This window comes from Curtobacterium sp. PhB191, from assembly GCF_004346515.1.
Classification (GTDB): domain Bacteria; phylum Actinomycetota; class Actinomycetes; order Actinomycetales; family Microbacteriaceae; genus Curtobacterium.
The window spans coordinates 30,633-54,825 of sequence record NZ_SMBV01000011.1; the positions used below are offsets into that span (position 1 = coordinate 30,633).

22 protein-coding genes are annotated in these 24,193 nt (G+C 72.3%); 17 read left to right on the plus strand and 5 right to left on the minus strand.

The window, feature by feature from the left end:
- Positions 1-116: 116 nt before the first annotated feature.
- The 8 genes from EDF48_RS16620 to EDF48_RS16655 all read left to right on the plus strand — a co-directional run bounded on the left by EDF48_RS16620 (position 117) and on the right by EDF48_RS16655 (position 7,526).
- On the plus strand, positions 117-515 hold the full coding sequence (locus tag EDF48_RS16620; RefSeq protein WP_123339066.1) for a cytidine deaminase: 399 nt from the start codon (positions 117-119) through the stop codon (positions 513-515).
- 5 nt (positions 516-520) lie between these two features.
- Positions 521-1,819: a thymidine phosphorylase gene (locus EDF48_RS16625; protein ID WP_131881386.1), complete on the plus strand. Its 1,299-nt coding sequence runs from the start codon at positions 521-523 to the stop codon at positions 1,817-1,819.
- Positions 1,820-1,939: 120 nt separating this feature from the next.
- Positions 1,940-3,052: an adenosine deaminase gene (locus EDF48_RS16630; protein ID WP_131881388.1), complete on the plus strand. Its 1,113-nt coding sequence runs from the start codon at positions 1,940-1,942 to the stop codon at positions 3,050-3,052.
- A 3-nt stretch (positions 3,053-3,055) separates the two neighbouring features.
- On the plus strand, positions 3,056-3,502 hold the full coding sequence (locus tag EDF48_RS16635) for a PTS sugar transporter subunit IIA (RefSeq protein WP_123938688.1): 447 nt from the start codon (positions 3,056-3,058) through the stop codon (positions 3,500-3,502).
- The gene (locus tag EDF48_RS16640) at positions 3,499-3,777 is read left to right on the plus strand and encodes a PTS sugar transporter subunit IIB (protein ID WP_123292189.1); all 279 of its coding nucleotides are present in this window, start codon (positions 3,499-3,501) and stop codon (positions 3,775-3,777) included. Before EDF48_RS16635 ends, EDF48_RS16640 begins: the two co-directional genes overlap by 4 nt.
- 89 nt (positions 3,778-3,866) lie before the next feature.
- Complete coding sequence (locus EDF48_RS16645) at positions 3,867-4,709, plus strand: purine-nucleoside phosphorylase (protein WP_123292190.1); 843 nt, start codon at positions 3,867-3,869, stop codon at positions 4,707-4,709.
- Entirely contained in the window at positions 4,706-6,382 is a 1,677-nt protein-coding gene (locus EDF48_RS16650; RefSeq protein ID WP_131881390.1) for a phospho-sugar mutase, read from the plus strand. The genes EDF48_RS16645 and EDF48_RS16650 overlap by 4 nt, the downstream gene beginning before the upstream one ends.
- Before the next feature lie 190 nt (positions 6,383-6,572).
- Positions 6,573-7,526, plus strand: coding sequence for a hypothetical protein (locus tag EDF48_RS16655; protein ID WP_131881392.1), 954 nt, complete (start codon positions 6,573-6,575; stop codon positions 7,524-7,526).
- Positions 7,527-7,608: 82 nt separating this feature from the next.
- Here the strand turns inward: EDF48_RS16655 and EDF48_RS16660 are convergent, their stop codons facing one another.
- Complete coding sequence (locus EDF48_RS16660; RefSeq protein ID WP_111086611.1) at positions 7,609-9,393, minus strand: biotin carboxylase N-terminal domain-containing protein; 1,785 nt, start codon at positions 9,391-9,393, stop codon at positions 7,609-7,611.
- 79 nt (positions 9,394-9,472) lie between these two features.
- The gene (locus EDF48_RS16665; protein ID WP_131881394.1) at positions 9,473-10,267 is read right to left on the minus strand and encodes a Maf family protein; all 795 of its coding nucleotides are present in this window, start codon (positions 10,265-10,267) and stop codon (positions 9,473-9,475) included.
- Between the two features lie 14 nt (positions 10,268-10,281).
- On the opposite strand from EDF48_RS16665, the gene EDF48_RS16670 reads away from it, so the two are divergent.
- The 4 genes from EDF48_RS16670 to EDF48_RS16685 all read left to right on the plus strand — a co-directional run bounded on the left by EDF48_RS16670 (position 10,282) and on the right by EDF48_RS16685 (position 14,853).
- A complete protein-coding gene (locus EDF48_RS16670; protein ID WP_131845634.1) occupies positions 10,282-11,541 on the plus strand; it encodes a TRAM domain-containing protein in 1,260 nt (419 codons plus the stop codon).
- A gap of 131 nt (positions 11,542-11,672) precedes the next feature.
- Entirely contained in the window at positions 11,673-12,389 is a 717-nt protein-coding gene (locus EDF48_RS16675; protein WP_111086608.1) for a response regulator transcription factor, read from the plus strand.
- Between the two features lie 5 nt (positions 12,390-12,394).
- Positions 12,395-13,807: an ATP-binding protein gene (locus tag EDF48_RS16680; RefSeq protein WP_131881396.1), complete on the plus strand. Its 1,413-nt coding sequence runs from the start codon at positions 12,395-12,397 to the stop codon at positions 13,805-13,807.
- On the plus strand, positions 13,804-14,853 hold the full coding sequence (locus EDF48_RS16685; protein WP_131881398.1) for a hypothetical protein: 1,050 nt from the start codon (positions 13,804-13,806) through the stop codon (positions 14,851-14,853). Before EDF48_RS16680 ends, EDF48_RS16685 begins: the two co-directional genes overlap by 4 nt.
- A 587-nt stretch (positions 14,854-15,440) precedes the next feature.
- Here the strand turns inward: EDF48_RS16685 and EDF48_RS16690 are convergent.
- Positions 15,441-15,695 (minus strand): acyl-CoA carboxylase subunit epsilon, encoded by a 255-nt coding sequence (locus EDF48_RS16690; RefSeq protein ID WP_123292197.1) that lies wholly within the window; start codon positions 15,693-15,695, stop codon positions 15,441-15,443.
- 13 nt (positions 15,696-15,708) lie between these two features.
- Positions 15,709-17,304, minus strand: a complete 1,596-nt coding sequence (locus tag EDF48_RS16695; protein WP_123292198.1) for an acyl-CoA carboxylase subunit beta — start codon at positions 17,302-17,304, stop codon at positions 15,709-15,711.
- 74 nt (positions 17,305-17,378) lie between these two features.
- Between EDF48_RS16695 and EDF48_RS16700 the strand changes: the two genes are divergently transcribed.
- The 4 genes from EDF48_RS16700 (at position 17,379) to EDF48_RS16715 (ending at position 21,533) form a co-directional block, all read left to right on the plus strand.
- The gene (locus EDF48_RS16700; RefSeq protein ID WP_131881400.1) at positions 17,379-18,179 is read left to right on the plus strand and encodes a biotin--[acetyl-CoA-carboxylase] ligase; all 801 of its coding nucleotides are present in this window, start codon (positions 17,379-17,381) and stop codon (positions 18,177-18,179) included.
- A 4-nt stretch (positions 18,180-18,183) separates the two neighbouring features.
- Positions 18,184-18,732, plus strand: coding sequence for a PH domain-containing protein (locus tag EDF48_RS16705; protein WP_123292200.1), 549 nt, complete (start codon positions 18,184-18,186; stop codon positions 18,730-18,732).
- Between the two features lie 66 nt (positions 18,733-18,798).
- The gene (locus EDF48_RS16710) at positions 18,799-20,106 is read left to right on the plus strand and encodes a UDP-glucose/GDP-mannose dehydrogenase family protein (protein WP_131881402.1); all 1,308 of its coding nucleotides are present in this window, start codon (positions 18,799-18,801) and stop codon (positions 20,104-20,106) included.
- Between the two features lie 41 nt (positions 20,107-20,147).
- Positions 20,148-21,533: a hypothetical protein gene (locus EDF48_RS16715; protein ID WP_131881403.1), complete on the plus strand. Its 1,386-nt coding sequence runs from the start codon at positions 20,148-20,150 to the stop codon at positions 21,531-21,533.
- On the opposite strand, the gene EDF48_RS16720 is transcribed toward EDF48_RS16715, so the two are convergent.
- Positions 21,500-22,687, minus strand: coding sequence for a glycosyltransferase (locus tag EDF48_RS16720; RefSeq protein ID WP_131881405.1), 1,188 nt, complete (start codon positions 22,685-22,687; stop codon positions 21,500-21,502). The two genes, EDF48_RS16715 and EDF48_RS16720, sit on opposite strands and share 34 nt — an antisense overlap.
- A gap of 48 nt (positions 22,688-22,735) precedes the next feature.
- On the opposite strand from EDF48_RS16720, the gene EDF48_RS16725 reads away from it, so the two are divergent.
- Positions 22,736-23,959 (plus strand): polysaccharide pyruvyl transferase family protein, encoded by a 1,224-nt coding sequence (locus EDF48_RS16725; protein ID WP_165932442.1) that lies wholly within the window; start codon positions 22,736-22,738, stop codon positions 23,957-23,959.
- Positions 23,960-24,193: the final 234 nt, after the last annotated feature.

Genomic DNA, 24,193 nt, shown 5'->3' on the forward strand with positions numbered 1-24,193 from the left:
CGGCCGCGTCCACCGACGCGATCGCCTGGACGGACCCGGCCACGGCCCTGCGCGCGGGAGGCGGCGACACCGCCGCCGACGGGGCGGACGCAGCCACGGGCCTCCCGGTCGACGACGTGGACTGGGGCGCTCTCCGCGACGCCGCCACAGCCGCGATGCGGCGCGCCTACGCGCCGTACTCGTCGTTCCCGGTGGGCGCCGCGGCGCTCACCGACGACGGTCGGATCGTCTCCGGCTGCAACGTCGAGAACGCGAGCTACGGGGTGACGCTCTGCGCGGAGTGCTCGCTCGTGTCGCAGCTGCACATGACCGGCGGCGGCAAGCTCGTCGCGTTCACGTGCGTCGACGGCGACGGGGCGACCCTCATGCCGTGCGGCCGCTGCCGCCAGCTGCTGTTCGAGCACTCGACCGAGGGCATGCTCCTCGAGACGGTCTCGGGCATCCGCACCATCGACGAGGTCCTGCCCGACGCGTTCGGGCCGCGCACCCTCGCCACCTACCAGCAGGAGCACTGATCCCCATGGCCGTCGAGCCGTTCGACACCGTCGACCTCATCCGCACGAAGCGATCCGGCGGCGCCCTGAGCACCGCCGAGGTCGACTGGCTCGTCGACGCGTACACGCGCGGCTACGTCGAGGACCCGCAGATGGCCGCGATGGCGATGGCGATCTTCCTGAACGGGATGGAGCGGCGCGAGGTCAAGGACCTCACGCTCGCGATGATCGCGTCGGGGGAGCGGATGTCGTTCGGGTCGCTCGGCAAGACGACCGTCGACAAGCACTCCACCGGTGGGGTCGGCGACAAGATCACGCTGCCGCTCGCACCGCTGGTGGCGTCGTTCGGCGTCGCGGTGCCGCAGCTGTCCGGTCGTGGCCTCGGTCACACCGGCGGGACGCTCGACAAGCTCGAGTCGATCCCCGGGTGGCAGGCTGCGCTGTCGAACGACCGGATGATGGAGATCCTGTCCGACGTCGGTGCGGTCATCTGCGCCGCCGGCTCGGGTCTCGCACCGGCCGACAAGAAGCTGTACGCCCTGCGCGACATCACCGGCACCGTCGAGTGCATCCCGCTCATCGCGTCGAGCATCATGTCGAAGAAGATCGCCGAGGGCACCGGTGCGCTCGTGCTCGACGTGAAGTTCGGCTCCGGTGCGTTCATGCCGACGTACGAGGCGTCGCGCGAGCTCGCGCAGACGATGGTCGACCTCGGGAACGACGCCGGGGTGAAGACCTCGGCGCTGCTGACCGACATGGAGGTCCCGCTCGGCCTGACGATCGGCAACGCACTCGAGGTGCGGGAGTCCATCGAGGTACTGGAGGGTGGCGGACCTGCCGACGTCGTCTCGCTGACCCTGGCACTGGCCTCGGAGATGCTGACGCTCGCCGGGATGCCGGACGCCGATCCTGCGGCTGCACTGGCCGACGGCCGGGCGATGGACACCTGGCGTCGGATGATCTCCGCGCAGGGTGGGGACCCCTCCGCCGCGCTGCCGGTCGCCCGCGAGCAGCACGTCGTCACGGCGCCGTCGTCCGGTGTGCTGGCGCAGCAGGACGCCCTGCCGTTCGGCGTCTCGGCCTGGCGCCTCGGTGCCGGTCGTGCCCGCGCGCAGGACCCGGTGCAGGCCGGGGCGGGCATCGAGCTGCACGTCAAGCCCGGTGACACCGTGACCGAGGGGCAGCCGCTCTGGACGCTGCACACCGACGACGCGTCGCGGATCCCGCGCGCGCTCGAGTCGCTCGAGGGTGCGTGGTCGATCGGCTCGTCCGATGCTGCCGTGGCGGCCCGCGGGCCGATCGTGCGGGAGCGCATCGCGGGCTGAACGCGACCGTCCGACCGACTGGAGGCTCTCTGCACACGTGTGGAGAGCCTCCAGTCGGTTCGTCCGTCTGTTGTGCACAGGTGCCTGCGCGTGGTCGGTGACCACCGATAGCCTGGTCGCATGAGCGCCGACGCCCCGACCTACCGCCTGCCCGACGCCGGAGCGGTCATCAACGACCTGCCGAAGGTCTCGCTGCACGACCACCTCGACGGCGGCCTGCGCCCCGCGACGATCGTCGAGCTGGCTGCTGCTTCGGGTGTGACGCTGCCGACCACCGACCCGTCCGAGCTCGGGCAGTGGTTCGCCGACCAGTCGAACTCGGGCTCGCTCGTCGAGTACCTGAAGACGTTCGACGTCACCACCTCGGTCATGCAGACGGCACCGCAGCTGACGCGCATCGCCCGTGAGTTCGTCGAGGACCTGGTCGCCGACGGCGTCGTCTACGGCGAGGTCCGGTGGGCCCCGGAACAGCACCTGCAGGGCGGGCTGACGCTCGACGAGACGGTCGAGGCCGTGCAGGCCGGCATCGAGGAAGCGGTCGACGCCGCCGGCGGCAGCATCCGGGTCGGCCAGCTCGTCACCGCGATGCGCCACGCCGACCGCTCGCTCGAGATCGCCGAGCTCGCCGTCCGGCACCGCGACAACGGGGTGGTCGGCTTCGACATCGCCGGTGCCGAAGCCGGGTTCCCGGCGTCGAACCACCGTGCCGCGTTCGACTACCTCGCATCCGAGCTGTTCCCCGTCACCGTCCACGCGGGCGAAGCCGACGGGCTCGCCTCGATCCGGTCCGCGCTCGTCGACGGCCGCGCGCTGCGCCTCGGGCACGGCGTCCGGATCTTCGAGGACGTCACCCTCTCCGACGCCGGTGACGGCTCGACGCTGGCCTCCCTCGGCGAGGTCGCGTCGTGGGTCCGCGACCGCGAGATCCCGCTCGAGGTCTCGCCGTCCTCCAACCTCCAGACCGGTGCGATCGCGGCCTGGGGCGACGACCTCGCCGGCCACCCCTTCGACGTGCTCTACCAGCTCGGCTTCCGGGTCACGGTGAACACCGACAACCGCCTGATGAGCGGGACGTCGCTGTCGAAGGAGCTCGCACTGCTCGCCGGCACGTTCGGCTACGACCTCGACGACCTGGCGGCGTTCCAGATCAACGCGGCGCTCGGCTCCTTCCTGCCGCTCGAGGACCGCGAGGAGATCATCGCGACCATCACCTCCGGGTACTCGGAGGCCTGACGCATGGGACTGCCGCCGCTGCCGGACGCCGCCGTGCTCCTCGGGGCCACCGCGCCCACCTGGCGTGACGCGATGCGCCTGGCCGGCGGCGCGCTCGTCGCGTCCGGAGCCGCGACCGACGAGTACACGGACGCCATGATCGGCATGGTCGAGGAACACGGGCCGTACATCGTGATCTCCCCGGGTCTGGCGTTCGCGCACGCCCGACCGGGTGGCGCGGTCCTGCGCGACGGGCTCGCCGTGGTGACCCTCGAGACACCGGTCGCGTTCGGCCACCCGCACAACGACCCGGTCCGCGTGGTCCTGGGGCTCGCGGTCGCCGGGGTCGGCACGCACCTCGAGTCCATCGGCGAGATCGCGAACCTGTTCAACGACCAGGCCGTCACGGGGCGGATCGCCGACGCGACGACGGCGGACGAGGTCCGCACGATCATGGGGGTGTCCGCGTGAAGATCGTGACCATCTGCGGCGCGGGCATCGGCTCGAGCGGGATCCTCAAGGTGAACGCCGAGAAGGCGTTGTCGGCCCTCGGCCTGCAGGCATCGGTCGTCGCAGCCGACGTGGCCTCGGTGCGCGACGTGTCCGACGACGCCAACGTGATCCTCACCAGCCAGGAGTTCGTCGAGGCGATCGGCGACACCTACGCCGAGGTCATCGTGATCCGGAACCACTTCGACCAGGGCGAGATCACGGCGGCGGTGGACCGGGCGCTCGGCGAGCACTGAGGCGGGTGCGCCGGCGGCCGCTGGGGCGGGAGCGGCGGCGGCCGCGGCGGCGGCCGCTGCGGCGGGCGTCGGCCCTTTAGAGTTGGGGCATGAGCACCGAGAACCCGCTGAACGACCCCGCTGCCGACCCGTTCGAGGTCGCGCGGGACGCCGCCGCCGTCATCGCCGCGAAGTCCGGCATCGAGCGGCACGACATCGCCCTGACCCTCGGCTCGGGCTGGGGCAAGGCCGCCGACATCATCGGTGAGACCGTGTCCGAGATCCCGGCGGACCAGGTCCCCGGGTTCAGCGCCTCGGCCGTGCCCGGACACTCCGGCACCATCCGGTCGATCCGCCTCGCCGACGGCCGCCACGCGCTCGTCATCGGCGCACGCACGCACTACTACGAGGGCCACGGTGTCCGCCGGGTCGTGCACAGCGTCCGCACCGCCGCGGCCACGGGCGCCACGGTCATGGTGCTGACGAACGGTGCCGGTGGCATCAAGGAGCACTGGACGCCCGGCACGCCCGTGCTCATCAGCGACCACATCAACCTGACCGCCGACAGCCCGCTCGAGGGCGCGACGTTCATCGACCTCACCGACCTGTACTCGTCCCGGCTGCGTGACGTGGCGCGGTCGGTCGACCCGTCCCTGGACGAGGGCGTCTACACGCAGTTCCGCGGCCCGCACTACGAGACCCCAGCAGAGGTCCAGATGGCCAAGGCCATCGGCGGACACATCGTCGGCATGTCCACCGCGCTCGAGGCCATCGCCGCCCGACAGGCCGGCATGGAGGTCCTCGGGTTCTCGCTCATCACGAACCTCGCCGCCGGCATCCAGAAGACGCCGCTGTCGCACACCGAGGTGCTCGAGGCCGGCAAGCAGGCCGAGCCCGTGATCGCGGACCTGCTCGCCCGCGTGGTGACCGCCCTCGGGCAGCCGGCGTCGTGAAGATCGACCTCGACCACGTGCTCGGGACCGCTCGGTCCTGGCTCGCGCAGGACCCGGATCCGCAGACCCGCGACGAGCTGACCGCCGCGATCGAGGCCGCGTCCGACGGCTCCGGTCCGGCCGTGCAGGCCCTGGCCGCGCGGTTCGGCGGCCGGCTGCAGTTCGGCACCGCCGGACTCCGCGCCGAGCTCGGCTACGGCCCGCTCCGCATGAACCGGGTCGTCGTGTCGCAGGCCGCTGCCGGTCTCGCACGCTTCCTGATCGACACGGGCCGGTCGCGCAGCGTCGTGATCGGCTACGACGGCCGGGTGAACTCCGACGTCTTCGCACGCGACTCCGCCGAGGTCATGCGCGGCCTCGGGCTCGAGGTCACGCTGCTGCCGGTCGCCCTGCCCACGCCGGTGCTCGCGTTCGCCGTGCGGCACCTCGACGTCGGCGCCGGGGTGATGGTCACCGCGAGCCACAACCCGCCCCGCGACAACGGGTACAAGGTCTACCTCGGACAGGACGACGACGGGTCGCAGATCGTGCCGCCGGTCGACGGCCGAATCGCGGACGCCATCGACGCCGTCGCGGCGGGGTCGATCACGGACCTGCCCCGGGGCACCGACTACACCGTCGCGTCGTCCGCGCTGCTCGATGCCTACGTGGCCGCGACGGCCGCCATCGTGCCAGCCCCGACCCTGGCGCCGCAGGAGCAGCCGAAGGTCGTGTACACGGCGATGCACGGTGTCGGGTGGGAGACCGCACGCGCGGTGTTCGCCGCCGCCGGGTTCGCGTCGCCCGCGGTCGTCCCGGAGCAGATCGAGCCGGACGGTGCGTTCCCGACCGTGTCGTTCCCGAACCCCGAAGAGCCCGGCGCGATGGACCTGGCGATCGCCCGCGGGCTCGCCGTCGGCGCTGACCTCGTCATCGCGAACGACCCCGACGCCGACCGGCTCGCGCTCGCGATCCCAACGGTGTCCGACTCCGGGGCTCCGACCTACCGCCGCCTGTCGGGCAACGAGGTCGGGTGGCTGCTCGGGTGGCAGGCTGCCGTCCGTGCGTCGGAGACCGGCGCCACGGGCACCCTCGCGGCGTCGATCGTCTCGTCGCCGGCGCTGGCCCGCGTCGCCGCCCGCCACGGCCTGGAGTACCGCGACACCCTGACCGGCTTCAAGTGGGTCTCCCGGGTCCCCGGGCTGCTCTTCGGGTACGAAGAAGCTCTCGGCTACCTGGTGGACCCGTCGGTCGTGCGCGACAAGGACGGCATCTCGGCGGCACTGTCGCTGCTGTCGTTGGCGTCGGACCTGGCCGCTGCCGGATCGTCGATCGCCGGGCAGCTCGACGCCTTCGCTGCCCAGTTCGGGGCGTTCGCGTCGGGGCAGGTCGCGACCCGCGTTGACGACCTGTCCCGCATCGGCGAGATCATGGCCTCGCTCCGGTCCGCGCCGCCGTCGTCGCTCGGCGGCCTGGACGTCCTCGCCGTGACGGACTACGTCGACGGGGTGGAGGGCTTCCCGCCGTCGGACATCCTGCGGTACGACCTGACCGGTGACGCGCGGGTGATCGTCCGCCCGAGCGGCACCGAGCCCAAGGTCAAGGTCTACATCGACACCGTCGCCGAGACCCCCGCCGAGGCCCAGCGCCTCGTCGACGCCCTCGCGGAGTCCGTCCGCCCCTTGGTCTCGTAGCGCCGCCGCCCGCCGCCCCCCTCGTTCGCGTCGCGCCCCGGTAGCGCTCGTTCGTGTTGCGCCCCGCTGCGGGCATCGCGCCCCGACTCTTCGGGGCGCGATGCCCGCAAGCGGGTGCGCTGCCCCGTGGCCTGTCCACAGATCGCGCAGACCCCGCTCGCGACGGACCGGGCGTCGCGATCATCGGAGCATGGAACACGAACCCATCTCGACCGTCGGCCTCGCGCAGGACCCCGGTCGTGCGTCGGTGATCCGTCGCGCAGCGGATGCCGGCGCCCTCGTCCGGGTGCACCGTGGCACGTACATCGGGTCGGGCGAGTGGGCGTCGATGACGGAACGCGAACGACATCTCATGCTCGTGCGGAGTGTGCTCGCCGGCGGGACGGGCTCCGTCGTGGTGTCGCACCGGTCAGCGGTCGCCATGCTCGGACTGCCGTGGATCGGGGCGTTCGGCGAGCGTGTCACCGTGACCGACCCGTCCCGGGACCGGGGCCAGGTCAAGCGGAGCATCCAGCGCATCGGCAGCGCCGGCAGGCGACCGTCCTCCGTCGAGGTCGACGGTGTACCCGTCACGACGTTGACCGAGACCGCGGTCGACGTCGCCCTTCGCGAACACCCGTGGCGTGCCATCGTCGTGCTCGACGCGGTCCTGCGGCGCGGCGTCGAGCGGGCGACGATCCTCGAAGCGCTCGGCAGTCGCCGTGCTCGCGGGCATCGACGCGCACGGGAACTGGTCGAGTACGCGGATCCGCTCGCCGAGTCACCGGGGGAGAGCATCACACGGTGGGGTGCGCACGTGCTCGGCGCACCGGACCCGGTACTGCAGCAGGAGTTCCGGCACGACGGCCTGCTGCACGACCGGGTGGACCTGTGGTTCGCGGAAGCCGGGGTGATCGTCGAGTTCGACGGCCGGGTGAAGTACGACGACCCGCGGCGAGGACGCACAGCGGCAGACGCCCTGGTCGACGAGAAGCGCCGTGAGGACCGTCTCCGCCGCCGCCGTGGGGTCAACGGCTTCGCACGGGTGATGTGGTCGGACGCGATGCCCGCGGGGCAGCTCCCACGGATCCTGCACGACGCCGGGGTGCCGCTCGGTCCGAACTGGGGTACTGCCTGGCGTCATGCTGCGAGCCGCGCCCTCTGACGGTCATCGCGCCCCGAAGAGTCGGGGTGCGATGACCACAGCGGGGCGCAACCCGAGCGGGGCGAACCCCGCCGCGCGCGCCCTACGCCAGCTCGAGCAGCACGTGACCGGAGGACACCGTCTGGCCGACCGGGGCGTTCAGGCCGGTGACGACGCCGTCCTTGTGGGCCTGCACGGGCTGCTCCATCTTCATGGCCTCGAGCACGACGAGCAGATCGCCCTTCACCACGGTGTCGCCCTCGGCGACCGCGAGCTTCACGACGGTCGCCTGCATCGGCGATGCGACGGACCCGCCGGACTTCGCGATGCCGCCCTTGACCGCCGACGAGCGGCGCTTCGGGGGAGCGGAGGGACCGGCCGGACGACGACCGGCGACACCGGCGGCGGCACCGCCACCGACGATCGACGGCATGGTGACCTCGATGCGCTTGCCCTGCACCTCGACGACCACCGAGTCGCGCGAAGCCGGCGCCGGCAGTTCTTCAGGAGAACCGCTCCACGCCGGGATCTCGTTGACGAAGTCGGTCTCGATCCACTGCGTGTACACGGAGAACGGCGAGGAGTCGTCCGTCGCGAACGCCGGGTCCGACACGACCGCACGGTGGAAGGGGAGCACGGTCGGCAGGCCGGTGACCTCGAACTCGGCCAGTGCACGACGCGAGCGCTCCAACGCCTCGGCACGGGTGGCGCCGGTGACGATGAGCTTCGCGAGCATGGAGTCGAACGAACCGGACACGACGTCGCCGCTCACGACGCCGGAGTCGACGCGGACGCCGGGGCCGGACGGTGCGTTGAACGCGTGTACGGGGCCTGGCGCGGGGAAGAAGTTGCGGCCCGGGTCCTCGCCGTTGATGCGGAACTCGAACGAGTGCCCGCGGGGCGTCGGGTCGGAGTAGTCGAGCACGCCGCCCTCGGCGATGCGGAACTGCTCGCGCACCAGGTCGATGCCGGTGACCTCTTCGGACACGCAGTGCTCGACCTGCAGGCGGGTGTTGACCTCGAGGAACGACACCGTGCCGTCGGCGCCGATCAGGAACTCGCACGTGCCGGCACCGACGTAGCCGACCTCCCGCAGGATCGCCTTCGACGACTCGTACAGTCGCTCCTGCTGCGCGTCCGTCAGGTAGGGCGCGGGTGCTTCCTCGACGAGCTTCTGGTGCCGGCGCTGCAGCGAGCAGTCACGCGTCGACACGACGACGACGTTGCCGTGCTCGTCCGCCAGGCACTGGGTCTCGACGTGGCGCGGCTTGTCGAGGTACTTCTCGACGAAGCACTCGCCCCGACCGAACGCAGCGATGGCTTCGCGCGTCGCCGACTCGAACTGCGAGGCGACCTCGTCGCGCGTCCGTGCGACCTTCAGGCCACGGCCACCGCCGCCGAAGGCCGCCTTGATGGCGACCGGCAGGCCGACCTCGTCGGCGAACGCGATGACCTCGGAGGCGTCCTTGACGGGCTCGATGGTGCCGGGCGCGAGCGGCGCGCCGACCTTCTCGGCCACGTGGCGCGCGGAGACCTTGTCACCGAGGCGCTCGATCGAGTCGGGCGACGGGCCGATCCAGGTCAGTCCGGCGTCGATGACGGCACGGGCGAAGTCGGCGTTCTCGGCAAGGAACCCGTAGCCCGGGTGCACGGCGTCTGCGCCGGACCGTCGGGCGACCGAGATGATCTTGTCGATGACGAGGTAGGTGTCGGCGCTCGTGGTGCCGTTCAGCGCGTAGGCCTCGTCGGCGAGGCGGGCGTGCAGGGCGTCACGGTCCTGGTCGGCGTAGACGGCGACCGATGCCTTGCCTGCGTCGCGGGCCGCGCGGATGATGCGGACGGCGATCTCGCCGCGGTTCGCGATGAGGACCTTGCTGATACGGGGCATGAGACATCAGCGTATTCGTGCAACGGGAGCACGAATTGACTGGCACCCACAAAGAACCGTGCCGAACAAGTGCGGATGTCTACAGTGACCAGAACTCGTGCCAGCGGACGCCGAAGCCGTGGAGCAGCATCGACCGCAGCACCGGCAGGGACAGCCCGACCACCGCCGACGGTGCCCCGTCGATGCGCGAGATGTACGCCGCCGCCCGCCCGTCGATGGTGAACGCCCCCGCGACCTCGAGCGGCTCGCCCGTCGCCACGTACGCGTCGATCTCCTCGGCGGACAGGTCGTCGGCGAACGTCAGCACGGCGCTGTCCACGGCGACCACGCGGTCGCCACCGGCGGCCAGGGCCGAGCCGCCGGGCGCGACGTCCCCCAGCTCCGGCACGCCGGCAGGAGACGTCACCAGGCTGCGGACGGGAGGCGCGGGGCGGGCCGCATCCGGGCCTCCCGTCCGTCCCGTGGCCGGGTCCAGGTCGCGGCGCCGGTCGTCGCGTCGTCGATCGATCACGCAGTGTCCGCTCCACAGCGTCCCGCCGCCGGCGGCGAGCATCTGCCGCCAGCGCTCCCGGGCCACCGACGGGTCGTGCGGCTTGCCGTACAGGCGCCCGTCGACCTCGAAGGCGGAGTCGCCGCCGAACACGAAGCCGTCGACCGGCGACCCGGCGACGTCGGCGTCCGCGACGGCCGACGCCTTGGCGACGGCCAGCAGCGACACGAGCTCCGGGCCGGTCAGGTCACGGCCGAGCGCGGCGGCGGCCGCGGACGCCGCGGCGTCCTCGTCGACCCCGGGCGACACGAGCACGGGCTCGATCCCGGACTGGGCGAGGAGTGCTCGGCGGGCGGGGGATGTACTCGCGAGGTACAGACGCATGGGACCATCGAACCATGGGTGAATCCGTCGGAACGCTGCTCGAACTCGACGTCACCGGGATCGCCCACGGCGGCATCTCGGTGGCACGGCACGAAGGCCGGGTGGTCTTCGTCACGGACGCGATCCCCGGGGAGCGCGTCGTCGCCCGGGTGACCGAGGACCGGAAGAAGTCGTTCTGGCGCGCCGACACCGTCAGTGTCGTCACCCCGAGCGAGCACCGCGTCGACCACGTCTGGGCCGAGGCCGCGCTCGACCGCGACCCCGAGACGCGCCCGGGCGGTGCCGAGTTCGGCCACATCGCCCTCGCACACCAGCGCACGCTGAAGCACGACGTGCTCGTCGACTCGTTCTCACGGTTCGCGCACACGGACCTGGCATCGGTGCTCGGCTCGGACGTCGTCGTCGAGGCCGCACCCGGTGACGACGCCGCGAACGGCCTCGGCTGGCGCACCCGGGTCCGGCTGCACGTCGACGAGCACGGCACCGCCGGCCCGTTCGCCGCGCGCTCGCACTCCGTCATCCCCGTCACCAGCCTGCCGCTCGCGAACGACGCCGTGCAGGAGAGCGCGCCGCTCGGCCGTGGCGTGATGCCCGGCTCGTCGGTCATCGACGTGCTGGCACCGAGCGGCTCCGAGGGGGCGCGCCTCGTCATCGACGAGCAGAAGCCCACCGTGGTGACCGAGGTCGTGGGGGAGCGCACCTTCGCTGTGGACGACAACGGCTTCTGGCAGGTGCACCGTGCCGCGGCGTCGGTGCTCACCGAGGCCGTGCAGGACCTGGTCGACCGCGACCGACTCGACCCCGAGGGCACCCACCTGGACCTGTACGGCGGCGTCGGCCTGCTCGCCGCCGCACTCGGCGACCTCGTCGGCCCGAAGGCGCGCCTCACGAGCGTCGAGAGCGCCGCACGCGCGACCGAGCACGCGCAGGAGAACCTCGCCGAGTGGCTCGGGGCGCGCGCCGAGACCGGCCGGGTCGACCGCTGGCTCGCGAACACGGTGGCGAACGCCTCGCGCGCCGAGAAGGACCGGTTCCGCGCCGGCACGATCGTCCTCGACCCGCCGCGCGCCGGTGCCGGTCGTCAGGTCGTCGAGCAGATCGCGGCCCTGCACCCGTCGCAGGTCGTCTACGTCGCCTGTGACCCGGTCGCGCTCGCCCGCGACGTCGCGACGTTCGCCGACCTGGGGTACAAGCTCGAGGCGCTGCGGGCGTTCGACCTGTTCCCGCACACCCACCACATGGAGGCCGTGGCGCGCCTGACGCCCGCGCGCTGACGGGCAACCGGGCGGTTTCGTCCGCGTGGCGCGTCCGGTTTCCCCGGACCTGAGTCCAGCCTGGGTATCCTGGGCGCTGATGGCGATCCGGTTTCAGGGGCCGGGGACGCACATCGGAACGAGAGGCCACAGTGGGAGCAGGAACGACAACCGCAGCCGAGACGTCGGGCACGGCCACCAGGCCGGTCCGGGTCGCGATCGTGGACGACCACGAGTCCGTGCGACTCGGGATCCAGGCGGCGTGCCAGAACGAGGGCTTCGAGGTGGTGCTCACCGCCGCGAGCGTGCCCGAGTACGTCCAGAACCTCGACGGGCGCGAGGTCGACGTCGTCGTCCTCGACCTGTCCCTCGGTGACGGCTCGACCGTCACCGAGAACGTCAAGGGCGTGCAGGGGACCGGCTCCGCCGTGCTCGTGCACTCCATCGCGGACCGCGTCGCCAACGTCCGTGAGGCACTCGCAGCAGGGGCTGCCGGTGTCATCCCGAAGTCGTCCGCCACGAAGACGGTGATGGCAGCGGTCGCCACCGTCGCCCGCGGCGACGTGCTGAACAACCTCGAGTGGGCGAGCGCCATCGACGCCGACCGCGACTTCGCGAAGGCCCAGCTCGGCCGGCGCGAGCGCGAGATCCTGCACCTGTACGCCTCGGGCCTGCCGCTCAAGCTGGCGGCGCAGCAACTCGGCATCGGGTACTCCACGGCTCGTGAGTACCTCGACCGCATCCGCGTGAAGTACGTCGAGGTCGGTCGCCCGGCCCCGACGAAGGTCGACCTCCTGCGGCGGGCGGTCGAGGACGGCATCCTCCCCGGGCTCGACTCGGGCATCGACCCCGACGGTGACGGTCGCTGAACACGATGGCGAGCGCGGCTGAGCCGGCGTCGCGCCGGGGGAGCGGCCCGGGGACCGGTCGGGGGACCGGTCGGTGGTTCGGCCGTGGGTCGGGCGGCACTGGTGCGGCGTCTGGCCATGCCGGCCGCGTCTCAGCAGGCTCGGGCCGTGCTCCCGGTGGCGACCCGGTCGGCTTCGGTGACGGCGCGCCGTTCGGCGCCGACCCGTCGCGCAGCGTCCGCGCGTCGATCACGCAGGCGTCGGTGGAGCGTGCCTTCGCGATCCTGCTGGCGATGACCGCGGTCGGCCTCGGCATCGTCGACACCCCGGCGGTCCTCGCCCAGCTGCCGTACCTCGATCCGTTCTGGGGCCCGGTCGTCGCGATCGCGCTCGGGGCGTCGTTCGTCCTGGTCGGGGTCTCGGCGTTCGTGCCGCGGGTGGCGCAGTTCGCGCAGATCCTGTGCGCCCTGCTCTTCCTGGTCGCATTGACCACGTGGCCGCTCACGGTGCAGGACTCGATCCCGTCCACGCAGCAGCCGTGGCCGTGGTGGTTCTGCACCGTCGGCTCGACCGCGGCGGCCATGGGCTTCGCCACCTGGCGGGCCACGATCTACACCGCACTCGTGCCGGCGATCTACGTCGTCCTCCGCCTCACCCCGGTCGGTGGCGACGCCGGGCTCGTCCGTGCGCTGCTCGACGGCGTCTACACGGCGCTGCTCAGCGGTGCGGTGCTCGTCATCGCCGTGGTCCTGCGCCGTGCCGCTTCGTCGGTCGACACGGCGCAGTCGACCGCGGTCCGCCGGTACTCGCTCGCCATCCGCGAGCACGCGGTCGAGGTGGAGCGCGTGCAGGTCGACGCGATCGTGCACGACAGCGTGCTGACGACGCTGCTCTCTGCCGCACGGGCCGACACGCTCGAGGCGAAGACCCTCGCCGCCCGCATGGCACGGAACGCCATCGACCACCTCGAGGCCGCAGCGGCCGACGGCCCGGACGACGACACCCCGGTCACGCTCGCCGACCTCCGCACCCGCATCGGCGAGGCGATCGGTGCCCTCGCGGCGCCCGTCCGGCTCGTCCCTGCCCCGTCCGGGTCGGTCCGGCTGCCGGCGTCGGTCGCCGACGCCCTCGCGTCAGCAGCACTGCAGGCGGCCGTCAACAGCGTCCAGCACGCCGGTGGGCCCGACGTCGCCCGGTGGGTCCGCGTCGAGCAGCACGACGACGGCGTGCACATCGAGGTCGGTGACGACGGTCGCGGGTTCGAGGTCGCGACGATCCCGTCCGAACGACTCGGGGTGCGGCGGTCGATCATCGAGCGCGTCGCCTCCGTCGACGGCCGTGCCGAGGTGCACACCGCCCCGGGCGAGGGCACGCGAATAGAGCTGAGCTGGTCGCCGACCACGCCGTCCACGCCCACGACGACGGGAGCCGCAGCGTGAAGGTCTCCCTGCCCGCGAGCATCGCGCTCGGCCTGGCGTCGCTGTTCTCCGTCTACCACCTGGTCCTCGCCGTCGCGTCGCTGCAGCGCGTGCACGACGTCGGCCCCGTGATCGCCTGCATGGTCCTCTACGCCGCGGCCACCGGCACCGCGCTGTTCGTGCCCGGCAAGGTCCTGCCGGTCTGGACGGCGTGCTTCTCACTCGCAACCGCGATCATGATGCCGCTCGTCGCGGCGCCGGTCGTCGACCTGGCGAAGGGCCCGGGGTCCGCCACGTGGTGGATCGCCGCCGTCGGCACCCTGATGGTCGTGCTCGTCGTGCGGGGACGCGGCCCGTTCGCCTGGGCCGGGGTCCTGTTCCTCGCCGTGTACACGGTCGCCTGGGCCGGTCTCGATGCGCTCGGCACACTCGGGGTGCTCGGCAGCGTGGCCTGGGTCGCGATCGCCACGGTGTTCGCCATCGCCATGAACCGCGCCATCCGGAACACCCGCGAGCTCATGCGCGCTGAACAGGAGACCGCCGACTGGCAGGCGGCGCAGGACGCCCACGTCTTCGAGCGGCAGTTCCGCCTGAGCCAGACCACGCGGATGGCCCTGCCGATGCTGCAGCGGATCATCGACTCGTGCGGCGACCTCGACGACGCGGACCGGGCCGAGTGCCTGCACCTGGAGCAGGCCATCCGCGACGAGATCCGCGGTCGCTCCCTGCTGTCCGAGGACGTCCGCGACGAGGTCATGCGCCTGCGCCGCCGGGGTGCGACGGTGCAGCTGCACGACGACGGCGGTCTCGACGAGCTCGAGGTCGACGACGTCCGCCGCATCCACGCCCGCATCGCCGAGGCGCTCCGCCAGGCCCGCGAGGCCGACAACGTCATCGTCCGCACAGTCAGCGAGGGGTCCGACGCCGCGGTGACGGTCGTCGGGCTCAAGCTCGACACGGCCGCGAGCGAGTCCGCCGCCCTCGGAGCGGGCATGGAGGACGACGACGGCGACGAGGACGACTCCGTGGCCCTCTGGCTCGAGATCCCGCGGCACGAGCCCGCCTGAGGCGCGCTGCGCCCGGTGCGTACGCATGTTCCGACGGACCACGAGGTGATCGACGCGTGGAGTGTCGCGAAAGTGGCGCGCGCGGCGGTGGACGCGGGGCGTGCCGGCCGGGAGGCACGGGGCGGCGCCGCCACGGGCCTCCCGGCCGCACCGTGGTCGCGCCGGGCTGGCGCCGACGGCTGACGCGACCATTCCGACAACACACGAGTCGTTCGACGCGTGGAGCGTCGCGAACGGGGTGCGCGCGCACGCCCCGGAAACGGGGAACGGGCCGGTCGTATCCGACCGGCCCGTTCACGACCCGAGGCTGAGCGACAACCCGAATGTCGCCCTGCCTCGCAGCGGGCGGTGGCGTCGTACCCTAGTCGGCCACCGACCTGCGATGTTCTTCGTTGAAGGACACCGAACACCAGTAACTATGCCAACCCACAACCCCTGTGTCAGTCGTCATTATGGGGGACAAATTCGGCATTTCCGGTCCTCTTCGGCGTTTCGTGTCCCCCGTGCGAGGGGATACCGACCGGGAAGTGCAGCCTGCAACGTCCGCCGGGTCGGGGACACCAGGGGTACAGGGAGGCCAAGGTCCGTCAGCGGAGCGAACGGCCCCAGGCGCCGGGGCCGTGGTCGAGCGGGCGACGCAGGCCGCGGGCCGAGGCCTGCCACCCGGTGCGCGGCTCGTCGACGACCTCGGCGCGACCGGCTGCTGCGGCCTCGTCGGCCTGGCGCTGCAGCACGGCGACGACCGCTGCGAGCTCCTCGGGGGTGGGCTCACCGGAGACCACCCGGACGTCGGCCACCGAGGCGGGCTCGTCCGAGGGGACCGGTGCTGCGTGACGACCCATCAGTGCGCACCCATCAGAGGGGGATGTTCCCGTGCTTCTTGGGCGGCAGCGTCGCACGCTTGCCGCGCAGGGCACGCAGGGCCTTGATGACCGAGACGCGGGTGGCGTGCGGCTGGATGATGCCGTCGAGCTCACCGCGCTCGGCCGCCAGGTACGGCGACGCGACGTTGTAGGTGTACTCGTTCGCGAGCTTCGTGCGGACCGCAGCGACGTCCTCGCCGGACTCCTCGGCGCGCTTGATCTCGGCGCGGTACAGGATGTTGACGGCGCCCTGACCGCCCATGACCGCGATCTCGGCGGTCGGCCATGCCAGGTTGATGTCGGCGCCGAGCTGCTTCGACCCCATCACGATGTACGCGCCGCCGTAGGCCTTGCGCGTGATGACGGTGACGAGCGGGACGGTGGCCTCGGCGTAGGCGTACAGCAGCTTCGCGCCGCGGCGGATGACCCCGGTCCACTCCTGGTCGGTGCCGGGCAGGTAGCCGGGCACGTCGACCAGGGTCAGGATCGGGATGCCGAACGCGTCGCAGAACCGCACGAAGCGGGCTGCCTTCTCACCGGCGTCGATGTTCAGCGTGCCGGCCATGGCCTGCGGCTGGTTCGCGATGATGCCGACGGTGCGGCCCTCGACCCGGCCGAAGCCGATCAGGATGTTCGGCGCGAAGAGCGGCTGGACCTCGAGGAACTCGCCGTCGTCGACGACGTGCTCGATGATCGTCGTGACGTCGTACGGCTGGTTCGTCGAGTCCGGGATCACGAGGTCGAGCTCGTGGTCGGCGTCGGTGGTCTCGAGCTCCGGGGCGACGTCGTAGGCGGGGGCGTCGGACAGGTTGTTGTCCGGCAGGAACCCGATGAGCGAGCGGGCGTAGTCGAGCGCGTCGGTCTCGTCCTCGGCCAGGTAGTGGGCCACGCCGGAGACCGCGTTGTGGGTCTGTGCGCCGCCGAGCTCCTCGAAGCCGACGTCCTCGCCGGTGACGGTCTTGATGACGTCGGGGCCGGTGACGAACATGTGGCTGGTCTTGTCGACCATGATCACGAAGTCGGTGAGCGCGGGGGAGTACACCGCGCCGCCGGCCGCCGGGCCCATGATGATAGACAGCTGCGGGATGACGCCGGACGCCTGGGTGTTGAGGCGGAAGATCTCGCCGTACTTGCCGAGCGCGACCACGCCTTCTTGGATCCGGGCCCCGCCGGAGTCGAGGATGCCGATGATCGGCACGCCCGTCTTCAGCGCGTGCTGCATCACCTTGATGATCTTCTCGCCGGCGACCTCGCCGAGCGAACCGCCGAAGACGGTGAAGTCCTGCGCGTACACGGCAACGTTGCGGCCGTGGATCGTGCCGACGCCGGTGACGACCGCGTCGCCGTAGGGGCGCTTGGCGTCCATCCCGAACGAGGTGGTGCGGTGGCGGACGAACTCGTCGAACTCCACGAAGGAGTTCTCGTCGAGCAGCTGCTCGATGCGTTCGCGCGCGGTGCCCTTGCCCTTGGCGTGCTGCTTGGCGATCGCGGACTCGCCCGCAGCGGTCACGGCCTCGTGGTACCGCTCGCGGAGGTCGGCCAGCCGGCCTGCCGTCGTCGAGAGATCGGGGGTGTCTCCTGAAGTCACCCGCTCACCCTACCGGCGGCGGGGTCGGGGCCGGTTGGAGGACCCCCACGGTTCCTGCCCGTACATTTGCGTGCATGTCCACATCCCCGTCGTCGTCGTTCCCCGCCACCAGCGAGGCGGTCCGGTCGGCGGGCGCGACCCTCACCGTCCCCGACGAGACCGGCTCCACCAACGCCGACCTGCTCGCCGTGGCACCCGAGCAGCAGCACGGCAGCGTGGTCGCGACGCTCCACCAGACCGCGGGTCGGGGGCGACTCGACCGCACGTGGAGTGCACCGGCGGGCGAGGCGCTGGCCGCGAGCCTGCTCGTGCGCGCCGACCTCGCCGACCACGACCGTGGATGGCTGCCCCTGGTCGCCGGCGCCGCCATGCGTGACGCGATCGCACGGGTGCTGCCCGCCGGCGCCGACGTCGCCGTCAAGTGGCCGAACGACGTCCAGGTCGCGGGCGACAAGGTGTGCGGCATCCTCTGCCAGGTCGCCTCCGACGGCAGCATCGTCGTCGGCGCCGGCGTGAACCTCACGATCCCCGCCGACCGCCTGCCGACCCCGACGTCGACGTCGCTGCTCGTGGCCGGCGCGGTCGACGACGCCCCCGCGTTGGCCGACGCGGTCCTGTCCGCCTTCCTGGCAGCCGTCCTGGAGGCCGTGGCCGGCCTGGTCGCCGGTGGTCCCGCCGCCGAGTCGGTCCGGTCCCACGTCCGCGCCGCGTGCGGCACGATCGGTCGCCGCATCCGCCTCGAGCTGCCCGACGGCACCGTGGAGGAGGCCGACGCCACCGGCATCGACGACGAGGGCCGCATCACGATCCGGGATCGAGCGGGTGACTCCAGGGGCGTCGCCGTGGGGGACGTCACCCACCTGCGGTATGCATGACGGCATGACCGCCGAGCCGCCGCCCGAACGCGTCGTCGCTCGCCTGCGACCGCACGCTCGTCGGCTCGTGCGCCCGGCGGTGTTCGTCGTGCTGGTCGTGGTCGCCGGCGGGTTCGGGTTCGGGGTGTTCCAGGCGCAGCTGGCGTGGCTGAACGCCGTCGTCGCAGGACTCGTCGTGGTGCTCGTGGTGTTCGGCGGCGCCGTGCCGCTCTTCCGCTGGATGTCCGAGCGGTACGTCGTCACGACCCGGCGGCTCGTCGTCGTGCACGGGCTCGGCACCCGTACCCGGCAGGAACTCCTGCACTCCCGCGGGTACGACGTGACGGTGCGCCGGCGCGGGCTCCAGGGCGTGTTCCGCTCCGGTGACGTCCTGGTGTTCCCGGGCGACGACCCCGCCGTGGTGCTCGCGGATGTCCCGCACGCCGACCTCGTGGTGGCCGTCCTGCACGACCTGGTCGAGGCGTACGAGGCCCGGCGGCGGCACCGCGAGCCGGACTGGGACGAGATCGTCGGCGGCCCGGACCGACCGCCGTGGGGCGACGTCCGCGCCTGACGCCGCCGCGACACCCTGGGTACCGCGGTGCTGGAACTCCCACGAGAAACCGGTACCTTCTTCGTCGTGCGTATCTCTGTCATCGGCTGCGGGTACCTCGGTGCCGTGCACGCCGCCTCCATGGCCAAGCTCGGACACGAGGTCGTCGCCGTCGACGTCGACCCGGCGAAGATCGAGCGGCTCGCTGCCGGCGAAGCCCCCTTCTTCGAACCCGGGCTCCCGGAGATCCTGACCGAGGCGCTCGCGTCCGGCCGGATCCGCTTCACCACCGACATGGCCGAGGTCGCCGGTGCCCGCGTGCACTTCCTCGCCGTCGGAACCCCGCAGAGCCCGACCGGTGCCGCGGACATGACCTACGTGAACGCCGCGGTCGCCGCGCTCACCCCGTACCTGTCGGCCGATGAGTTCGTCGTCGGCAAGTCGACCGTCCCGGTCGGCACCGCCGCACGCCTCGCCGCCGAGGTGTCCGAGGCCGTGCCCGGGGCGACGCTCGTCTGGAACCCTGAGTTCCTGCGAGAGGGCTTCGCCGTGCAGGACACCATCAGCCCGGACCGCTTCGTCTACGGTGTGCCGGACGGTGACGCCGGGCAGGCCGCCGTCGACGCCCTCGACGAGGTCTACGCCGAGGCGCTCGCGTCCGGCACCCCCCGGCTCGTCGTCAACCTGCCCACCGCCGAGCTCGTCAAGATCAGCGCGAACGCGTTCCTCGCCACGAAGATCTCGTTCATCAACTCGATGGCCGAGATCGCCGAGGTCGCCGGCGCCGACGTCACCGCGCTCGCCGACGCCATCGGCCACGACGCCCGCATCGGCCGCAAGTTCCTCAACGCCGGCCTCGGGTTCGGCGGCGGGTGCCTGCCCAAGGACATCCGGGCGTTCCAGGCCCGGGCGAACGAGCTCGGCGTCGGGGAGTCCCTGGCGTTCCTGGCGGACGTCGACGCCACGAACCTGCGTCGTCGTGCGCACGTCGTCGAGCTGGCGCAGGAGCTGCTCGGCGGGGTCGTCGGCGGCAAGCGCGTCGCGGTCCTCGGTCTGGCCTTCAAGCCGAACTCGGACGACGTCCGTGACTCGCCCGCCCTCGACATCGCTGCGCGCCTGCACGAGCTCGGTGCCACGGTGTCCGCCTACGACCCCGAGGCCGTCGTCACCGCACGTCGCGTGCACCCGGAGCTCGACTTCGTCGAGACGGCGGCGGACGCGCTGTCCGGCGCCGACCTGGTCCTGGTGCTGACCGAGTGGACCGAGTTCCGCGAGATCGACGCGACCACGGTGGCGTCCCTGGTGTCGAGCCCGGTCGTCATCGACGGCCGCAACTGCCTCGACCGGGACGCCTGGACCGCCGCCGGCTTCACGTACCGCGGCATGGGGCGCTGACGCCGATCGTCGCGGACCGGCTCCGGCGGCTGTCCTCCGGCGTGCTGCGTCCCGCCGGGAGACTCCGCGGGCGCGACTGGGCGACCCCGGTCGTGCTCGCCGCCACCCTGCTCGTCCTGACGGCGTCGGTGGCGCGGACGTTCTCGTCGATGCCGCTCGCGAGCGTCGACGAGTCGGCCCACGTCGACTACGTCCTGCGCGTCTGGCACGGCCAGCTGCCGGTCCTGTCCGACGGCATCCGGTTCCGTCCGGGCTTCGGTGGGACACCGCCCGTCCAGTGGGTCGCACAGCACCCGCCGCTCTACTACCTGCTGCTCGCCCCGGTGATGGGCCCGCTCGTCGACGCCGGGCACCCGGTGCAGGCCGTGGTGCTCGGCCGTCTGGCGAACGCCGTGTTCGTCGCCGCGATCGTGCCGGTCGCCGCGTGGGCTGCGGCCAGGTGCTTCCCCGGGGTCGTGCGGCTCCCGGGCACCGTGGCCGTCGTGACCGCGTCGACGAGCGTCCTCGTGGTGCAGGGCGGTGTCGTGTACAACGACTCGCTCGCAGCGTTGACCTGTGCGCTGGCGTGCGGCGTCGCCGGAGCAGCGCTGCGGTCCGGCGTGGGACCGGGGCTCGCCGTCGGGGGAGCGCTCGTGGCGGCGGCCGGCACGACCACCCGCCTGTCGTTCGCCCTGTGGCTCGTGGCGATCGTCGTCGCGTTCGCACTGGCTCGCACGGTCCGGTTCGGCCGGCTCCGCGGTGTCTGGGCCCGCGTCGTCGTCGCGGCGGTCCCGGTGCTCGCCGCCGCAGCCGCCTCCGGGTGGTTCTGGCTGCGGAACCAGGCCCTGACCGGCTCGTTCAGCGGTCGGCCGACCGCCTGGCCCGGGTACACCCCGAGGCCGCACTACTCCGAGGCCGAGGTCGTCTCGATGCTCGGCTTCTGGCGGCAGCTCTTCGCCCTGTTCCGCGGCTCGTTGCCGATCGCGAGCCCGCTGCCGTGGGTGCTCCTGCTCGTCCCGGTGCTGCTGTTCGTCGCGGCCCTCGTGCTGCGGCGCCTGCGCCCCTGGGCACCCGCCGACGACGACCGGTGGCCGCGCCGCCTCGTCGTCGCGATGCTCGTCGTGGTCACGCTGCTGTTCGTCGTCGTCGAGATCCGTTACACCGCGGGGGGCGGCGCACCGCTCAACCGGTACACGCTCACGGTGCTGCTGCCGATCGCGTTCGCGATGGCGGCGGGCTTCCTCGCCTGGCGTCGTGCGGCGACGTGGCTCGTGCTGGTGTGGGGTGCCGCGGCCGTCGTGCCGACGTGGTCGCTCGTCCGGTTCGAGGGCTCCGAGCTCGTCGGGCACTCCGGCGCCGTCGTGGTGGTCGCGTTCGCAGCGGCGGTCGTGTGCGCCGCCGGGATGCTGGTGGCCTACGCGATGGCCGCGCGCAGCACCGCCCGGTAGCGCTCGCCGATCCGTTCGGTGGAGAACTCCGCCGCCGACACCACGGCCTGCTCCTGGTAGCGCGCCCGTGCGGCGTCGTCGGTGAGCACGCGCTGCAGTGCTGTCCGCAGCGCGGGGACGTCACCGGGGGGCACGAGGACCCCGGACACGTCGTCCTGCACGACGTCGCGGATGCCGGGCAGGTCGCTCGCGACGATCGCGGCACCGACGGCAGCGGCCTCGAGCAGGGTGACGGGCAGCCCCTCTTGGTCGCCGTTCGCCGCGGGGATCGACGGCACCGCCACGACGGTGGCCGCAGCCAGGGTCTCGAGCACCTCGGTGCGCCCGCGCTGGCCCAGGAACGTCACGGGCAGTCCGGCGGCCTGCTGCTCGAGCTGTGCCCGGTACGGACCGTCACCGACGACGGTGAGTCGCCACGGCACGTCCTCGCCGAGTCCCCGCAGCGCCTCGATCAGGTTGCCGAAGCCCTTCTTCTCGACGAGGCGGCCGACCGCCACGACGTGGTGCTCCTGTGCGGGGACGCGGGCGCGGGTGTCACGGGCCGGGCCGAGGTCGACGCCCATCGGGATCACGGTCGACCGGGCCTCGGGCACGCCCCACTCGGTCAGCCTCTCGCGCATCTCGGAGTTCACGGTCGTGACGTGCGCCGAGCGGCCGAACACCCAGCGCTTCAGGCGGACCAGGGGAGCGGCACGGAGCGCGTAGATGTCCCCGCCGTGCGTCGTGACGACGATGGGGACACCTGGGGCCGCCAGCGTCGCGACGAGTGCCTGCGGGATCGCCCAGTGCGCGTGGATGACGTCGGGCTTCGCGGAGCGGACAACGCGGCGGATCGCGAACCACTGCGCGAGCACCAGGGCCGGCACCTGCACGATGCGCGACCGGCGTTCCTTGAGGTTGTCGAGGATCGCGCCGTCGGCCAGGTCCTCGAACGCCTTCGGGAAGTACGGGAACCGCCGGACGCCGACGTCGCCGATGCGTTCGGTGGTGGCACCGCCCGGGACCCGCGGCGTGAGCACCATCGTGTCGAACTCGAGTGCCTCTTGGTGCGCGAGGTCGAGCACGAACGCCGGCACGCCGTCGTCCGGACGGGCCGGGAACGTCGAGCCGAGGACGAGCAGGCGGGGACGGGCGGAGGGGGTGGGGCGGGACATCGTGCCTTTCCGGGGGTCGCGGGGGACGGTCCGGTAGGCTCTCCACCCGTGCGCGTTCTGATCCACAATAGCGATTCGCCCCACAACCGCGGGGACCGGGCGATCCTCGCCGGCAACGTCGAGCTGGTCCGCAGGCGGTGGCCGGACGCCGAGATCGTCTCCCTGTCGCAGTACCCCGAGCGGGACGCTGCGTGGTTCGGGATCCGGTTCCTGCCGGTCTCGCCGTACAGCACCGGCATCGGCGACCTGTTCGCCCTGCTGCGTGCCGCGCGCAGTGCCGACGTCGTCCTGTGGGGCGGCGGCGAGATCCTCAAGGACTACACGAACAAGCTCGGCCTCGTGTACTGGTTCGGCAAGATGCTGCTCGTCCGCGCGGTGAACAAGAACCTGATCGGAGCCTTCCAGGGCATCGGTCCGACCACCGCCGGCGTCAGCAAGCGCCTGATCCGCGCCACCGTCGACCTGTGCCGCTCGTTCGCCGTCCGCGACGACGAGTCCCGCGAGAAGCTCCTGGCGTGGGGCGTCCGCACGCCGATCGTGTCGTCGTTCGACCCGGCCGTCGTCGGGACCGTCACGACGCCCGACGCCGACGTGCTCGAACGGCTCGAGCGCACCACCGGCTTGACCGCCGAGCGCCTCGAGGGCTCGATCGGCTTCGGCGTCCGCCGCTGGTTCCACTACAAGCGCAGCGGCTGGATCCCGTTCCGCTTCCTGCCGAAGCGCTTCCGGCAGACCGGTGTCGACAGCGACAAGCTCGTCACCTACCGCCAGGCCGTCGCCGACCTGGCCGACCGCGTCATCGACCGTTGGGACGCCGACGTCGTGTTCTACCCGATGCACATGGAGGCGTCGGAGGGCGACGCCGCCTTCGCCCGCGAGGTCATCGCCCTCATGCGGCACGCGGACCGCACCCACGTGGTCGAGGCCGACGAGTTCTCACCGTCCGAGTACGCGGGCCTGATGTCCTGCAGCCGCCTGTTCCTGGCGAGCCGGCTGCACTCCGCGATCGTCGCGACCATCGCCGGCGTCCCCGCCGCGGTGCTCTACTACGTCGACAAGGGCCGGTTGTTCTTCGAGCAGATGGGCCAGCAGGAGTTCTCGAAGCCGATCGAAGCAGCACTCGAGCCGACGTTCGTCGACGACGTGACGGCGCAGCTGGAGCGGCTCGACGCCGACCGCGACGCGGTCCGCGCGCAGCTCGCCGAGGGCGTGGCCCGGATGGCGACCGCGCTCGACGCCGACTTCGCCGAAGCGACCCGCGACGTCCGCTGACACCAGCGGCTCGCGATCGTGAGCCGATGACGGACGGGAGGCCCGTGGCGACACCGCCACGGGCCTCCCGTCCGTCCGGGCGAAGCTCGCCGGCCCGTGGCGCGCGGGCTGCGCACCGTGCGTGCATGGTCGTCTGGTGCGGGCTTGCCCGCTTGGTGCGTGTTTGTGTGTCGGCACGGGGCGTGCAACGGCGCACCGGGTGTCGGAGTCCGCACCGTGCGGCGGACGGGAGGC